We start from the raw sequence: 13,950 nt of genomic DNA on the forward strand, positions 1-13,950 counted from the left end.
GGCTCACATGACCGATTCCACTTCCGCTTCCGCCGACGCCGCCCAGCCCGACGTGCGCGCGTATGTCTCGAACCGCATCGGCTATCTCGAACTGAACCGGCCGAAGGCGCTGAACGCGCTGTCGGTCGGGATGATCCGCCTGATGCAGCAGGCGCTCGACGCGTGGCGTGACGACGCCGACGTGGTCGCCGTCGTCGTGCACAGCCCGCATCCGCGGGCGTTCTGCGCGGGCGGCGACGTGCGCTTCTTTCACGACGCGTGGCAGCGCGGCGACCGCGATGCGGTGGACATGTTCTTCATCGAGGAATACACGCTCAATCACACGATCTTCGCCTATCCGAAACCGTACATCGCGCTGATGCACGGCGTTGTGATGGGCGGCGGCATGGGTATTTCGCAGGCGGCGCGGCATACGGGCGGCTTGCGTGTCGTCACCGATTCGACGAAGGTGGCGATGCCCGAAACGCGCATCGGCCTGTTCCCGGACGTCGGGATGAGCTGGTTTCTCGCGCGCACGCCGGGCGCGATCGGCCGCTATCTCGCGGTGACCGGCGCGACGCTCGACGCGGCCGGCGCACTGTATGCGCAGCTCGCCGACGTCTACCTGCCCGATGCCGCGCTGCCGGCGCTGCTCGATACGCTGCGTAGCGCGCGCATCGACAGCGGGGCGCAGGCCGTCGCGTGCGTGGCCGACGCGGCTGCCGCGCACAGGGTCGTGCCGACGCCCGACACGTCGGCGCTGGCCGACGCGCGTGCCGGGATCGATCGGCATTTCGCGCAAGCCGACATCGGTGCGATCCTCGCGTCGCTCGACGCCGAGCAGGATTGCGCGGCCGTCGACGGATGGGTCGAGAAGGCGACCCACGCGATGCGCAGCCAGCTGTCGCCGCTGTCGATGGCCGTATCGCTCGAAGTCGTCGAACGGGCCCGTGGCGCGACGATGGCCGATTGCCTGCGGCGCGATCTCGACCTCACGCGTTCGACGTTTGCGCACGGCGACGTGATCGAAGGCGTGCGCGCGCTGATCGTCGACAAGGACCACCAGCCGGTCTGGCGCTTCAAGTCGACCGCCGATATCGACCGGGCCGACGTGCTCGCGATGTTCGACAGCCCGTGGACGCCCGACACGCACCCGCTGCGCAACCTCAAGGACTGACGCGCCGCGGTATCGACGTGAAAAGCAAAAAAGGCCGCCTGCACATGCAGGCGGCCTTTTCACTGGCGGATGCCGATCGAGCTCGGCGGCGGCGGGCCGCGCCTCGCCGCAAGACGTGCGTCAATCGGCGCCGGCGTCGTCCGACATGAACGCACGCATGAACACGAGCGCGCCGAAACCCCAGAGCGCGTTCGCCGCGAAACCGGCTGTGAGCACCGGCATCATGTTGCCCGATGGCCAGATCCCGCGCAGCGGATCGATCGCGAACACGCGGGCGGCCGTCAGCACGATGCCGCCGAACACCAGCGCGCCGATCCACGGCGCCTCGCGCTCCGGCGACACGCGCAGCAGCCACGCCATCGGGATCGCGCAGCACGCGCTGATCAGCGCGTTCGCGACAAATTCAGGAATGCCGAGCGGCGCGAACGGTTGCGTGGAGAAGCCGGCTGCGGCGATCAGGTCGGCCGTGTGCAGGAGCGCGAGCGTCGCTTCGCGAAAGAAGAGGGCGGCCAGGAAGCCGGACAGGAACGGCAGGATGACTTTCTGCATCGATGAGTGCATTGCAGGCGCGTACGACCGGGGCCGTCCGCGCGAAGTTATTCGGACAGGTGCGTCATTATAGGGCCCGGCTAGGGCCCGGCCGACGCGATATTCGCTGGAGCGTCGTGCTAATCACGAAAGCGGAAAACCTAAGCTCAAAAAAATCGTTCCAAAGCCCTGCACCGATCCATAGACTGATTTCCCAGAAACAGCCGTGCAATCGCGTACTCGCCCGCTGCACGGCCCGACCGGCGAGCCATCCCGATTCGAACGCACACCATGCATGCGTCGCTCGTCCGCGACGCGAGCAGGCCTCGTTTTATCCAGATTCCGGCAAGAACAGTCAAGCAGGAGCAGCAGATGAATGTTTTCTGGTTTATCCCCACGCACGGCGACAGCCGTTATCTCGGCACCGCCGAAGGCGCGCGCGCCGCGGACTACGATTATTTCAAGCAGATCGCCGTCGCGGCCGACACGCTCGGCTATGAAGGCGTGCTGCTGCCGACCGGCCGTTCCTGCGAGGATGCGTGGGTCGTCGCGTCGAGCCTGATTCCGGCGACGCAGCGCCTGAAGTTCCTGGTCGCGGTGCGTCCGGGTATTGCATCGCCGGGGCTGGCCGCGCGGATGGCCGCGACCTTCGACCGCCTGTCGGGCGGCCGCCTGCTGATCAACGTCGTGACGGGGGGCGATGCCGCCGAGCTCGAAGGCGATGGACTGTTCGCCGATCACGACACGCGCTACGAGATCACCGACGATTTCCTGCACATCTGGCGCGGGCTGCTTGCCGCATCGCACGACAACGGCGGCTTCGACTACATCGGCAAGCACCTTCAGTCGAAGGGCGGCAAGGCGCTTTACCCGCCCGTGCAGCGTCCGCATCCGCCGTTGTGGTTCGGCGGGTCGTCGCCGGCCGCGCACGCAATCGCCGCGGATCACATCGACACCTATCTGACCTGGGGAGAGCCGCCCGAGGCCGTCGCGAAGAAGATCGCCGACATCCGTGCGCGCGCCGAATCGCGCGGCCGCAAGATCCGGTTCGGCATCCGCATGCACGTGATCGTGCGCGAGACCGAGGACGAAGCATGGCGCGATGCCGAGCGCCTCATCAGCCGTCTCGACGACGAGACGATCGCCCGTGCGCAGAAGGCATTCTCGAACATGGATTCGGAAGGCCAGCGCCGGATGGCCGCGTTGCACGGCGGCAAGCGCGGCGGCCGCGAGGCGCTCGAGGTGTATCCGAACCTGTGGGCCGGTGTCGGGCTCGTACGTGGGGGCGCCGGTACCGCGCTCGTCGGCAATCCCGAGCAGGTCGCGGAGCGCATGCGCGAATACGCGGACCTCGGCATCGAGACGTTCATCCTGTCCGGCTATCCGCACCTCGAGGAGTCTTACCGTTTTGCCGAGCTCGTGTTCCCGCTGATCAAGGGCGAGGGTGCAAAGCGGCCGTCCGGCCCGCTGTCGGGTCCGTTCGGCGAGATCGTCGGCAACAACTACCTGCCTAAGGCAAGCCAGAGCTGAGCGAAGGAGGCCTGCGATGACAACGAAAACGTCGACGGCCGCTGCCGCCGTGGCCGCTCGCACGTGGCGCGGTATCGCGCCGTGGCTCGTGCCGCTCGCGCTGCTGGCCGCATGGGAGATCGGCGCGCGCGTCGGCTGGCTGTCGACCCGCGTGCTGCCCGAACCGGTGGCGGTCGTGCGCGCCGCGTGGTCGCTCGTGACCTCGGGCGAGATGTGGGCGAACGTGAAGGTGAGTACCTGGCGCGCGCTGTTCGGTTTCGCGATCGGCGGCGGCGTCGGCCTGGCGCTCGGGCTCGCGACCGGCCTGTCGAAAGCGGCAGAGGTCGCGCTCGATTCGACGATCCAGATGATCCGCAACATCCCCGCGCTCGCGATGATTCCGCTCGTGATCCTGTGGTTCGGCATCGACGAGAAGGCGAAGCTGTTCCTCGTCGCGCTCGGCGTGTTCTTTCCGGTCTACATCAACACGTATCACGGGATCCGCTCGGTCGACGCGAACCTGATCGAGATGGCGAAGAGCTACGGCGTGCGCGGCTTCGCGCTGTATCGCGACGTGATCCTGCCCGGCGCATTGCCGTCGATTCTCGTCGGCGTGCGCTTCGCGCTCGGGCTGATGTGGGTGATGCTGATCGTCGCGGAAACGATTTCCGCGCAGTCGGGCATCGGCTACATGACGATGAACGCGCGCGAATTCCTGCAAACCGATGTGGTGGTGGTCGGCATCCTGCTGTATGCGGTGCTCGGCAAGCTGGCCGACGTGCTGGCGAAATGGATCGAGCGCGTGACGCTGCGCTGGCACCCCGCTTATCAATCAGGAGCAAAGGCATGAATGCGACCACTTCGGCGGCCGCCTACGGCCCGCTCGCCGGCGCAGACCTCGAGGCCGAACTGGCGCAGGCGCGCGTGACCGACGACGACGCACGGGATGCGGCGATCGTCGATCGGGACGGCGGCGCATCCGTCGTTCCGCTTGCACGGCGGCGCACCGGCAGCCCGGCACAGGACGACGCGGTGACGCTGTCGGGTGTCAGCAAGCGTTTCGGCACACGGACCGTGCTCGACAACGTCGAACTCGGCATCGCGCGCGGCAGCTTCGTCGCGATCGTCGGCCGCAGCGGCTGCGGGAAATCCACGCTGCTGCGCCTCGTCGCAGGGCTCGAGGCGCCGAGCAGCGGTGCGCTCGTGACGCGCGGCGAGGGCGGCGGCACGCTCGACACGCGGATCATGTACCAGGACGCACGGTTGCTGCCGTGGAAGACCGTGCTGCAGAACGTGATGCTGGGCCTTGGTCGCGGCGCGCGCGATCAGGCGCGCGCGGTGCTCGACGAAGTCGGGCTGCTCGAGCGGGCGAACGACTGGCCCGCGCAGTTGTCGGGCGGCCAGCGGCAGCGCGTCGCGCTCGCGCGGGCGCTCGTGCACCGGCCGCAACTGCTGCTGCTCGACGAGCCGCTCGGCGCGCTCGACGCGCTGACCCGGATCGAGATGCATGCGCTGATCGAGCGGTTGTGGCGCGAGCATCGGTTCACCGCGTTGCTCGTCACGCACGACGTGCAGGAAGCCGTCGCGCTCGGCGACCGCATCCTGCTGATCGAGCAGGGGCGGGTCGCCCTTGATCAGCCGGTGCCGCTCGACCGGCCGCGTGCGCGCGCATCGGCCGCGTTCGCCGCGCTGGAAGACCGTGTGCTGCAACGCGTGCTCGCCGGTGGCGCCGGCGGGGCTGATCAGCGCACGGCGCTTGAAGTCGATCACGTACGACCGGTCGGGCAGATTCGCTGGGCCGTTTAATTCCGGGCGGCACCGGCCGCCTGTTCTCAGACTTTTTTCTTCGGAGCGATCAACCCGATGAGCATCACTGCAATCAACGTGCGTAACCAGTTCAAAGGCAAGGTGAAGGAGATCATTCGCGGGCCGGTGGTGTCCGAGGTCGACGTCGAGACGCCGTTCGGCATCGTCACGTCGGTGATCACGACGCGTTCGGTCGACGAACTCGAGCTGAAGGTCGGCGCGGAAGTCGTCGCGCTCGTGAAGTCCACCGAAGTGTCGATCGCGCGTCTCTGAGCGCGGGTCTTCCGTGCCGGGGTGGCGCGGGCGGTCTGTCCGTCCGCGACGCACCGGCTTTCGCGTCGCGCGTTTGCCTCGGTATTCGGCGTCCGGATGAAGTGCTAGGATGGAACGACACCGACGCCGGAGGCCAACGCATGACCCCCATCCTTTCTCCCGAAGCCATCGAGGCGCTGAAGTGGATCGACCAGTTCGGCGACAGCCGGCCGGTTCCGGCCGCGTTCGACGATGTCGTCTATGCGTTGCTGAACGAAGGGCTGATCTACCAGGCGGCGGCCGACCGCGTCGACCTGACCGCCGACGGCAAATCCATTTTGTCTAACGAATACGATTGAGCGCACGGCGCCGGCCGCCGAGGCGGCCTGGCGCTGCGTCGCCACGGAGCGTGCGATGGAACCGAGAGGCAGTGATCTCGGCGATTTCAGCGAGCCGTACCGCGGCTACGAGATCGAGGTGAAGACCGAGCAGGTGTGGGACGGCGAGCATGCGCACTACCGCGTGCTGGAAGGCGCGGCCGTGCGGATCGACTGGCGGCTCGTGAAGGTCGACGGGATGCTGCTCACCGAGCGGCGCGTGATCGAGCGCGTACTCGACGAGGCGCGGCGGGCCATCGACGCCGAACTGGGCGAGGGCGGGCCGGTCTAGTCAGGCTGCCGGGCCGGTCGGGTCGCGTTGCGGTAAAATCTCGGGTTGTTTCCCGCGCCGCTTGCTGCCCCGAATTCCATGTCCGCACCGTCCTCGCTTCCTCCCCGCCGCGTTTCCGTGGCGCCCATGCTCGACTGGACCGACCGTCATTGCCGGTCGTTCCATCGCACGCTGACGCGCGACACGTGGCTGTATACGGAAATGATCACGACGGGCGCGCTGCTGTTCGGCGACGCGCAGCGGCATCTCGCGTTCGCGCCGAACGAGTCGCCGGTCGCGCTGCAGTTGGGCGGCAGCGAACCGGACGATCTCGCGCGCGCCGCGAAGCTCGGCGAGCAGTGGGGCTATGACGAGATCAACCTGAATTGCGGCTGTCCGTCCGAGCGTGTGCAGCGCGGTGCGTTCGGCGCGTGCCTGATGAACGAGCCGCAACTCGTCGCCGACTGCGTGAAGGCGATGTGCGATGCGGTGTCGGTGCCGGTCACGGTCAAGCACCGGATCGGTGTCGACGCTGTCGAGGATTATGCATTCGTACGGGACTTCGTCGGCAAGGTGGCGGAAGCGGGCTGCGAGACGTTCGTCGTGCACGCACGCAATGCGATCCTGAAGGGGCTGTCGCCGAAGGAGAACCGCGAGATCCCGCCGCTCAAGTACGACTATGCGTATCAGCTGAAGCGCGATTTCCCGTCGCTGGAGATCGTGATCAACGGCGGGATCAAGACGCTCGACGAAGTCGCGCAGCATCTCGAGCATGTCGACGGCGTGATGCTCGGCCGCGAGGCTTATCACAACCCGTATGTGCTCGCGGGCGTCGATGGGCGCTTCTATGGTTCGACCGCTGCGGTGCCGACGCGCGAAGAGGCCGAGGCGAAACTGATCGAATACTGCGCGGCGGAACTGAAGCGCGGCACGTATCTCGGCGCGATCGTCCGGCACGCACTCGGGCTGTATCGCGGTGTCGCGGGTGCGCGCGGCTGGCGTCGCGTGCTGTCGGACAACAAGAAGCTCGCGCGCGCCGATCTGGCCGTGTTCGACGAGGCGCGCGCGCATCTGAACGACGCTCTCGAAAATTTTGAAAAAAATGCTTTGCAAGACGGAAAAGTCTTCGTATAATCTTGTTCTTCGCTGCTGAACACGAAACGAAACAGCGAAGAAACAAAGTAGTATCAGTGGTGGCTGTAGCTCAGTTGGTAGAGTCCAGGATTGTGATTCCTGTCGTCGTGGGTTCGAGTCCCATCAGCCACCCCAACAAATTCAATGACTTGCAGCGCGATTAGCCGATCCCGCAGCAAGTTTTGGAAGATGGGCTTTCGGAAAAACGGAAGCTCATCTGCCAAGAGAAACCCGCCATCGAGCGGGTTTTTTGTTTTTGGGTTCTACGCATCGCGCGTATTTGACGGCGGCGATCGTGGGTTTCCCGCATCATGCGCTCATTTGACCAGCCCGAGCATCCACGACGTGCGCTTCCTTTCGTAGTAGCGCATCAGTCACGACCGGTTCGTATTCGACCGCTCCGGCTGTTCGCTTCGGCTTGTGTTGCCGAAGAGATGGACGCTTGTGGTCCGCTGTAGCGCGAGTGCATCGTCTATCACGGTTTTCAGCTCGCGCGAACAACTGCGCGAGTTTCACGCGCTGTTGTTCGCCTGCCTTCCGCTTCCCGATTGGTACCTCGACATCTTCCCGGCGGATGCCGTGACGGTGCAGTTCGTGAAACTCGGCATCGTCGCGCTGACGGGACAGTCAATTGATCCAGGCGCAATCGCATGTCCAGATCAAGTTATCGCAGCTAGCGTGATCACTGGCCCATTGCCTTCAACTTCAGCCATCTGAGCGGCGCGGTGACGCGCCAACTTGATGAGGCAAGGAGTGCATGCTTCTCGCGCTCAAGTTCGTCAATGCGCTTTGCACCGGAGGCAACTTGAATTTCGAGGCTATCCCGCTCTGCATCATGTGACGCGAGTTGCGATCGAAGCTGATTCGATTCCGCTTCGGCTGCCGCGCGATATGCATCGAAATCGGCTGCGACGCGATGCGCTTCGGCAAGCACGTATGAGGCCCGATCGAGAGTTGAAAGCCGTGCGATGAGGTCGGTCCGGTCGAACCCCGCGACGAGATTCGGAAATCGGAATTGCAGGGTATGCTCGTAGCCGACTACGTATGCATCGTCTTCTGCGGTCAGATCTAGATAACGAGTACCGTCGACGGCATATACGTACGGGAAGATGCTCAAAAGCCGCTCACGAAATTCCGGATAGGTGATGCGCCGGAACATATTGAGGCAGAAATGGTTCATTTCCAGCACAACACGAGGCTTGAAGCGCTGTAGCGTCTCGCGACCGCCTTCGAATACATCGAGTTCAAACCCTTCAACATCGATCTTTATGAAATCGATGCGGTCAAGTCCGAGCGAAGGGAATGCCTCGTCGAGCGTGCGCACCGGAACATCAACTTGGAAATACCCCGTATTGGCGATATGAAATTGGTTGGCGACGAATGCGCCAGCTGAATCGCCTTCGGAGCCTTGCATAGGCAGCGTTCCGGTCTGTTTTCCGAGGGCGAAATTATGTATCGCTACGTTGGAAATCATGCCAACGTTCTTGGACAGATTCGCGAATGTCCGCGGCACCGGCTCAAACGCGACCACTTTGCCGTCACTGACAATCTGCGAAAGCGCGAGCGCGGTGCAGCCGATATTGGCGCCTATATCGAGTACTTGCGCACCGCTGTCGCACAATACCGCAAGCATCGATACAAGTTGCGGTTCGAATGGGTCAGTCAGCTTTGCTATATAGCTGTCGCTGTCGTTGCCCTGGATGAGCCATCGTCTTCCGCCAATGCCAACACTGCGTTCCATAGGTATCTCTCGAAAGAAAGAAGTTTGTGGATTGCCGTTGAAGCCGGTCGAAAGTATAACGTCAACACTATCTCAAGCCGCCTCGCAGCCGCTTTTCCGTTACGGGGCTCGGCGAAGAGCGATCTCGCGAGGAGCGCTGCGAGGGTGAGGCCCATTCGACTTCCCGATGCCGCAACTCGGTGCCGTCACGCCATTCGAGCGTTGTCGCCCGGTCACCTCTGCGTCCTTCGCGGACCCGCAAAGCAAGCGGTCGTCGCGGCACGCCCATTGCCCCGCACATTGGCGGAATAAGCCAGTGACTTGGCGCAAACCGCCAATGCTTGACATGCTTGCATTCGTGTAATGTATCGGTTCCTCGTGCCCTCAGCTTTGCAGGGCCGTTCGGTCCCGACGACCTGGAAGGCGTCGGGGCATTTTTTTGGCGGCGGCGCCGTCGTGCGGCATCTCATGCGATTCGCGATTTGCGATTTGCGATTCGGCCCGCAGTCGAAACAATCGGCTTCTACGAGCACAACGGCTGGCGATTGACGGGCGTCGAAACCAGCTTCATCGACCGGACGTCGGTCACCGACCGGATTTACGTGATCGAGGCCTGGCGGCCTGTCGGCGTCGAATCGAACGGCTGCCCACTGCACGACCCATTCCGCAAACGACGAAGCGTCGCGTCCGTCACTCGCCGCAATACCGCACGAGCAGATCGGCCTCCGTTTCATGCACCTCGACGGGCAGGCTCGTCGCCCCTGCATACGCCAGATAGCGCGCGCGATGCTGGCCGTTCCGGAACGACGCGACGCCGACTTTCGACAGGCCCGGAATGCCGAGCAGCGTCCGCGTTCTTGTTTCGCGAAACGTGATGAACGGCATGTCGGGAATCCGGGCCTTGGCCGGGTCGAGGAAATCGCGGATGCCGGCGGCCTTGCCGGGCGCCCAGTACTGAACCGACGGCAGCACGTAGTCGGTCGTGTCGCGGTCGGCGCAAGCGAGCAGTTTCGTCAGGTCGACCGTCACGACGCGATGCCGCGAGTCGTCGGATGCGAATACCCGCTTGAGATGCGTATAGGCATAGGCGGCATGTCCGGGAAGCTGGATGATCCAGACATCGACGCCGTCATGTTGTGCCCGAGCGAGTGTCATGGTTTCCTTGGGTGGGGCATGTGATCTTTGTGGCCCGAGTCTAGCAGTGCGGCGGCGGAGCACGCAGATGTCCGGAACAGCAGGAGTGAAATCACGCGCGAAAGAACGCGGCGCGGAATCGGACACGGAACGGATGCGGCCAGACATTTTCAGTCGATGTCGACAGTTTGCGAGATTATCGCGACATGACGGGAGCGTTCCGGTTGAAAGAGTGAGTTGCCGCACAGACGGTTGCACGGGCCACGATCACACTCTGGCCGGTTGACCGTTCTACCCCGGCCCGGTCAACCGTTTCCCCGCTCGCTCGCGCAGGAGCGGGGGCTTTTTGCCCGCCCGACGCATGCAGGCCGCGTCGGCGGAACCGGACAGGCGTTCGGCAGGCGGCGCTTCGCGTCCCGGCATCCGTTCGCCTGATCCGCATGAATCGCTTTCCTCGTGCCTGAGCAATCGCTTGGGCCCATCGCCGGTTACGGCCGGCGATGCCTGGGTCCCGGCGGCGCGCGATCGCGCTGCCGGGATGCTTTTTGACCCGGGCCCGTCAAGGCCCGGTCGCGCGCAACGCGTGTGTCAGCCGGATCAGCCTGCCTGCTCGACGCTGGTTTCCCAGCTGTCGTATTCTCCGCCGAGCGAGCGGATCTCGCGATTGATCTCGAGCGTATGGTGCGTGATGTCGGCCAGCGCCATCGTGCCTTCGTGCGCAAACCGCACGGCCGATTTGCCATCCTCGGTCGGTGCGACCGATTCGACCAGGTAGCCTTTCGACTCGGCCCAGTCGGCGAACTGGTGCGCGTCGCTCGGCTCCGGGAAGTAGGCCCAGTGCATCACGCGCCGGCGGATATCGCTCACGTCGCCTTTCTGCCGCAGTGCTTCGAGCACGCGCATGTCGCGCATCAGCTGCCAGTCGTCGTCGGTCGGGTAGAGCGTGCGCCAGTACGTTTCCTTGTCCGGATCGTCCTGGTATGCATACTGAAGTGCGTAGGTCGTCTGTTCGGCCAGCGAGTCGATGATCTCGGCCGCGGCTTCCTCGTCGAACGGCACGTAGAACAGGAAATCCTGGTTGCCGTCGACCGTGACGCGGCCGACCTGTACGCCGTTTTTCGCGGTCACGGCGGCGTCCAGCAGATCCTCGATCTTCGTGAGATCGGCGAACTCGGCACGGCTCGGCAGGCCATCGGGCGTCGGATGCGCAAGCGTGACGCGCACGCTGAGCAGCGACGTGCGCGGGTCGCTTTCGGCGATTTCCGCAAAGCCGTGATTGAAGCTGATGAAGGCCTGATGGTCGCCCATTCTGGCAGGGAAGGTTCCCCAGGCGTCGGTCATGTGTTTCTCCCGTGCACGATTGTCTGTTGACGGTTGCAAAGCGTCCCAATGTATCATCGAAAATCGCGCTGGCCGACGCCGCGCGGACGATCCCGCATCCCGCCGGCCGCGGTGGCGGTCGAATTCGCGTGATATCGCCCGATCGCCGGCTTCCAGCGTCAGGCGTTCGCTCGGCAGCAACCGTTTCGAAGGAGATTTCGATGTCGATGTTCGCGGTGAATGGTGTCCGAATCGATGTGCTCAGTGCGCGCGTGACGCATGTGCGCTGGGCAGCCGTCAATCCGGCGGACCGGTCGTGGGCGGCAACGCCGAGCGAGGCGTCGGTGGCGGAAGTGGCGCGCGCGCTTGCGGCGGGCAACGACGTTCACGCCGTATTCGACGAAGCGGACGGAACGGCGGTGGGGCCGAGGCTGAAGCGCGTGCTGTATCGCGACGCGTCGGAAGGGATCGAACTCGACATCGACGCCACGAACGAGTCGCGTACGCTGCGTGATCTTCCACAGATCTGAGCGGCGTTCGACGCGTGTTCACGCAAGCCGTCCACAAAAGCGAATCGTGCTGCCGCGCGCGAAACCACGGCCGGATACACAGTCACCCCGTTGGCCACTGCACTCTGCCTGATGCTCGCGGCCTGTCAGACTGAATCGGTACAGCCCTCTCCCGAGACCGCATCGGCCGCGGTTCCCGCATCGTCGCCGGCGACGTCGATTCGTGGAATCGGTCTCGCACCGCACCTCGCGGGCAGAGTCGCTGGGCGGTCGGTCAATGCACGTCCAACGGCGCGGTCAAGGTAGGCAATTGACGGGAGCGGCCGACGCGATGAACGAACAGGCAAGCGCAACCAAGGATTCCGTCTGGCATGTCGATCCGGTTGCGGGTACGGTGACCGGCGCGTTGCCGATGGCCCTGCGGGTCGACGGCCGCGGTTTCAGAAGCAAGGCGATCATCAGCGCGGTGCTGGCCGGCCTGTCGCGAGCGAATAAAAAAATCTCCGCGCGCGTGTCGATTTCCGTCGAGCCCGTCCGTCGTGGCATTGGAGGCGTGCGCATCGTGCGTCCGTCCCGATTTCCGACACGACAACCGACTGAAGGAGCGACACCCATGGCCACGTCCGTCAACCCGATCCCGGAAGGGATGCGCACGCTGACGCCGCATCTGATCTGCGCCGGCGCAGCCGCAGCCATCGATTTCTACAAGCGTGCGTTCAACGCGACCGAACGGTTCCGCCTGCCGACCCCGGACGGCCGGCTTGCGCACGCGTGCCTCGCAATTGGCGATTCGACGCTGATGCTCGTGGATGAAATGCCGGAGCATGGCGCACTCGGACCGAAGGCGCTGAAAGGCTCGCCGGTCTGCCTGCACCTGTTCGTGACGGACACCGACGCGGCGATCGCGCAGGCCGTCGCGGCCGGCGCAACGGTCAAGATGCCGGCCGCCGACATGTTCTGGGGCGATCGCTATGGGCAGGTTGAGGATCCGTTCGGCCATCGCTGGTCGATCGCGACCCATCAACGCGATCTCACGCCCGAGCAGATCGCGGAAGCGATGGCGAGCGCGCCGCCGTGCGGAAGCTGACCGCGCCGGGCGAACCGGGCTGACGCGGCGCGCGGTTCGTCCGCGCTCAGGCGCCGGCGGCCTTGCCGCGTTGCTTGTCCTCGTACATGCGGCGATCGGCCGATTCGAGCAGGTCGGCCACCGTGTGATGCCGCGCGGGATCGTATGCGACGTGGCCGACACTGAACCGGATCGCATAGCCGCGTGCGTCGGCCGCGTTGCGCAGCGCGAGTGCCCGCGTGACGCGTTCGATCGGCTCGCCGACGTCGGCCGGATCGGCGGCGCTCGACAGCACGACGAATTCGTCGCCGCCGAGCCGGGCGATCACGTCGCTGTCGCGCAGCGCACCGGTCAGCGTGTCCGCGAAAGTCTTGAGCGCGCGGTCGCCTTCGGCATGACCGAAGCGATCGTTGATCGCCTTGAAGCCGTTCAGGTCGAAGAACAGCAATACCGCGTGCCGGCCCGTGCGATCGCACAGGCTCAGCACGTGACGCGCGAGAATCTCGAAGCCGCGCCGGTTCGTCAGTTGGGTCAGCTCGTCGGTCGTCGCGAGATGCAGCGCCGCGATTTCGCGTTCAGTCATGTGCGCGAGATCGCCGAGCAGCGCGAGTTCCCGATACGGCCGCGTTCCACGACTGCATGTCGAACAGCATCGCGCATTCTCCATTGCACAGCCACGATGGGGCGGGGCAGACCGTCGGTGCGATGCAGGTGCTTCACACGTCATGCGTAGCTGCACGACACGCAACTTGATGTCCGGTGCCTCAAGCTGTCCGACGTGACGCCGTAAACAGGGTGAGATCAATCGTTCATCTATCGCACCATGGTTCGAATTCTGTACGTGGGGTACCTCGCGTTTGCGCTGTACCTGCTCTATCCAATGGTCCAGAACACGCTGGCCATCAGCACGGACTGCGTACTCGGCGCGCTGCCGGGCGGCAATCGCGATCTGCCGAAGCTTTCGGCAAGCGATGCGCATGCGCGGGCGGGCCGTTGTGTCGTCGCGCAGATCGCCGAGCGAGCGCCCGACAATCACCGATTGCATTGATGCCGCTGATCGCGGTGCCGCCACGCCTGGCGTGCCGGCCATTCGGCCAGGTTGATTGGCGCGTCATGCACACCGATCATTGACGACATCACGGAGCGAATGCATGCAACGACGCGCGTC

Annotated in this window: 15 protein-coding genes, 1 tRNA gene and 2 pseudogenes; 13 read left to right on the forward strand and 5 right to left on the reverse strand. The window is 64.7% G+C overall.

Annotated elements, in window-relative coordinates; genetic code table 11:
- Window positions 1-7 precede the first annotated feature (7 nt).
- Complete coding sequence (locus DIE21_RS09650; RefSeq protein ID WP_124497489.1) at window positions 8-1,156, forward strand: enoyl-CoA hydratase/isomerase family protein; 1,149 nt, start codon at window positions 8-10, stop codon at window positions 1,154-1,156.
- A 120-nt stretch (window positions 1,157-1,276) separates the two neighbouring features.
- Here DIE21_RS09650 and DIE21_RS09655 read toward each other — a convergent pair whose 3' ends face one another.
- Complete coding sequence (locus tag DIE21_RS09655; RefSeq protein WP_124497490.1) at window positions 1,277-1,705, reverse strand: hypothetical protein; 429 nt, start codon at window positions 1,703-1,705, stop codon at window positions 1,277-1,279.
- A 351-nt stretch (window positions 1,706-2,056) separates the two neighbouring features.
- Here DIE21_RS09655 and ssuD point away from each other — a divergent pair, with 351 nt between their 5' ends.
- From ssuD to DIE21_RS09695, 8 genes are all read left to right on the forward strand, one after another.
- Window positions 2,057-3,214, forward strand: coding sequence for an FMNH2-dependent alkanesulfonate monooxygenase (ssuD, locus tag DIE21_RS09660; RefSeq protein WP_124497491.1), 1,158 nt, complete (start codon window positions 2,057-2,059; stop codon window positions 3,212-3,214).
- Window positions 3,215-3,230: 16 nt separating this feature from the next.
- The gene (ssuC, locus tag DIE21_RS09665; RefSeq protein WP_124497492.1) at window positions 3,231-4,043 is read left to right on the forward strand and encodes an aliphatic sulfonate ABC transporter permease SsuC; all 813 of its coding nucleotides are present in this window, start codon (window positions 3,231-3,233) and stop codon (window positions 4,041-4,043) included.
- Window positions 4,040-4,999 carry an ATP-binding cassette domain-containing protein gene (locus DIE21_RS09670; protein WP_124497493.1) on the forward strand — a complete coding sequence of 320 codons (960 nt, stop codon included), beginning with the start codon at window positions 4,040-4,042 and terminating at the stop codon, window positions 4,997-4,999. The genes ssuC and DIE21_RS09670 overlap by 4 nt, the downstream gene beginning before the upstream one ends.
- Window positions 5,000-5,056: 57 nt before the next feature.
- On the forward strand, window positions 5,057-5,272 hold the full coding sequence (locus DIE21_RS09675) for a molybdopterin-binding protein (protein ID WP_006400187.1): 216 nt from the start codon (window positions 5,057-5,059) through the stop codon (window positions 5,270-5,272).
- 140 nt (window positions 5,273-5,412) lie between these two features.
- Window positions 5,413-5,610: a hypothetical protein gene (locus DIE21_RS09680; protein WP_014897153.1), complete on the forward strand. Its 198-nt coding sequence runs from the start codon at window positions 5,413-5,415 to the stop codon at window positions 5,608-5,610.
- Window positions 5,611-5,665: 55 nt separating this feature from the next.
- Window positions 5,666-5,920 carry a hypothetical protein gene (locus DIE21_RS09685; RefSeq protein WP_124497494.1) on the forward strand — a complete coding sequence of 85 codons (255 nt, stop codon included), beginning with the start codon at window positions 5,666-5,668 and terminating at the stop codon, window positions 5,918-5,920.
- Between the two features lie 126 nt (window positions 5,921-6,046).
- Complete coding sequence (dusA, locus tag DIE21_RS09690) at window positions 6,047-7,033, forward strand: tRNA dihydrouridine(20/20a) synthase DusA (protein WP_260426623.1); 987 nt, start codon at window positions 6,047-6,049, stop codon at window positions 7,031-7,033.
- A gap of 59 nt (window positions 7,034-7,092) precedes the next feature.
- Window positions 7,093-7,168, forward strand: a tRNA-His gene (locus DIE21_RS09695).
- A gap of 547 nt (window positions 7,169-7,715) precedes the next feature.
- Here the strand turns inward: DIE21_RS09695 and DIE21_RS09700 are convergent.
- The 3 genes from DIE21_RS09700 to DIE21_RS09715 form a co-directional block, all read right to left on the reverse strand.
- Window positions 7,716-8,774 (reverse strand): FkbM family methyltransferase, encoded by a 1,059-nt coding sequence (locus DIE21_RS09700; protein WP_124497496.1) that lies wholly within the window; start codon window positions 8,772-8,774, stop codon window positions 7,716-7,718.
- A 669-nt stretch (window positions 8,775-9,443) separates the two neighbouring features.
- Window positions 9,444-9,908, reverse strand: coding sequence for a plasmid fertility inhibition factor family protein (locus DIE21_RS09710; RefSeq protein WP_124497618.1), 465 nt, complete (start codon window positions 9,906-9,908; stop codon window positions 9,444-9,446).
- A gap of 576 nt (window positions 9,909-10,484) precedes the next feature.
- Window positions 10,485-11,228 (reverse strand): DUF695 domain-containing protein, encoded by a 744-nt coding sequence (locus DIE21_RS09715; RefSeq protein ID WP_124497497.1) that lies wholly within the window; start codon window positions 11,226-11,228, stop codon window positions 10,485-10,487.
- Window positions 11,229-11,428: 200 nt separating this feature from the next.
- Between DIE21_RS09715 and DIE21_RS09720 the strand changes: the two genes are divergently transcribed.
- From DIE21_RS09720 to DIE21_RS09730, 3 genes and pseudogenes are all read left to right on the forward strand, one after another.
- Window positions 11,429-11,737 (forward strand): phosphatidylserine/phosphatidylglycerophosphate/cardiolipin synthase, encoded by a 309-nt coding sequence (locus tag DIE21_RS09720; protein WP_124497619.1) that lies wholly within the window; start codon window positions 11,429-11,431, stop codon window positions 11,735-11,737.
- A gap of 111 nt (window positions 11,738-11,848) precedes the next feature.
- Window positions 11,849-12,030: pseudogene (locus DIE21_RS38140) on the forward strand (hypothetical protein).
- Between the two features lie 299 nt (window positions 12,031-12,329).
- Complete coding sequence (locus DIE21_RS09730) at window positions 12,330-12,803, forward strand: VOC family protein (RefSeq protein WP_124497498.1); 474 nt, start codon at window positions 12,330-12,332, stop codon at window positions 12,801-12,803.
- Between the two features lie 46 nt (window positions 12,804-12,849).
- On the opposite strand, the pseudogene DIE21_RS09735 reads toward DIE21_RS09730, so the two are convergent.
- A pseudogene (locus DIE21_RS09735) lies at window positions 12,850-13,422 on the reverse strand (GGDEF domain-containing protein); the annotation flags it as partial.
- A gap of 183 nt (window positions 13,423-13,605) precedes the next feature.
- Between DIE21_RS09735 and DIE21_RS09740 the strand changes: the two are divergent.
- Window positions 13,606-13,830 carry a hypothetical protein gene (locus tag DIE21_RS09740; protein WP_124497499.1) on the forward strand — a complete coding sequence of 75 codons (225 nt, stop codon included), beginning with the start codon at window positions 13,606-13,608 and terminating at the stop codon, window positions 13,828-13,830.
- The last annotated feature ends 120 nt before the right edge of the window (window positions 13,831-13,950 follow it).

This window comes from Burkholderia sp. Bp9140, from assembly GCF_003853425.1.
Lineage (GTDB): Bacteria > Pseudomonadota > Gammaproteobacteria > Burkholderiales > Burkholderiaceae > Burkholderia.

Bases quoted from the DNA above. Each gene is read 5' to 3' on its own strand.
- DIE21_RS09650 (WP_124497489.1), top strand. From the start codon at position 8: ATGACCGATTCCACTTCCGCTTCCGCCGACGCCGCCCAGCCCGACGTG.
- DIE21_RS09655 (WP_124497490.1), bottom strand. From the start codon at position 1,705: ATGCAGAAAGTCATCCTGCCGTTCCTGTCCGGCTTCCTGGCCGCCCTC.
- ssuD (WP_124497491.1), top strand. From the start codon at position 2,057: ATGAATGTTTTCTGGTTTATCCCCACGCACGGCGACAGCCGTTATCTC.
- ssuC (WP_124497492.1), top strand. From the start codon at position 3,231: ATGACAACGAAAACGTCGACGGCCGCTGCCGCCGTGGCCGCTCGCACG.
- DIE21_RS09670 (WP_124497493.1), top strand. From the start codon at position 4,040: ATGAATGCGACCACTTCGGCGGCCGCCTACGGCCCGCTCGCCGGCGCA.
- DIE21_RS09675 (WP_006400187.1), top strand. From the start codon at position 5,057: ATGAGCATCACTGCAATCAACGTGCGTAACCAGTTCAAAGGCAAGGTG.
- DIE21_RS09680 (WP_014897153.1), top strand. From the start codon at position 5,413: ATGACCCCCATCCTTTCTCCCGAAGCCATCGAGGCGCTGAAGTGGATC.
- DIE21_RS09685 (WP_124497494.1), top strand. From the start codon at position 5,666: ATGGAACCGAGAGGCAGTGATCTCGGCGATTTCAGCGAGCCGTACCGC.
- dusA (WP_260426623.1), top strand. From the start codon at position 6,047: ATGCTCGACTGGACCGACCGTCATTGCCGGTCGTTCCATCGCACGCTG.
- DIE21_RS09700 (WP_124497496.1), bottom strand. From the start codon at position 8,774: ATGGAACGCAGTGTTGGCATTGGCGGAAGACGATGGCTCATCCAGGGC.
- DIE21_RS09710 (WP_124497618.1), bottom strand. From the start codon at position 9,908: ATGACACTCGCTCGGGCACAACATGACGGCGTCGATGTCTGGATCATC.
- DIE21_RS09715 (WP_124497497.1), bottom strand. From the start codon at position 11,228: ATGACCGACGCCTGGGGAACCTTCCCTGCCAGAATGGGCGACCATCAG.
- DIE21_RS09720 (WP_124497619.1), top strand. From the start codon at position 11,429: ATGTCGATGTTCGCGGTGAATGGTGTCCGAATCGATGTGCTCAGTGCG.
- DIE21_RS09730 (WP_124497498.1), top strand. From the start codon at position 12,330: ATGGCCACGTCCGTCAACCCGATCCCGGAAGGGATGCGCACGCTGACG.
- DIE21_RS09740 (WP_124497499.1), top strand. From the start codon at position 13,606: ATGGTTCGAATTCTGTACGTGGGGTACCTCGCGTTTGCGCTGTACCTG.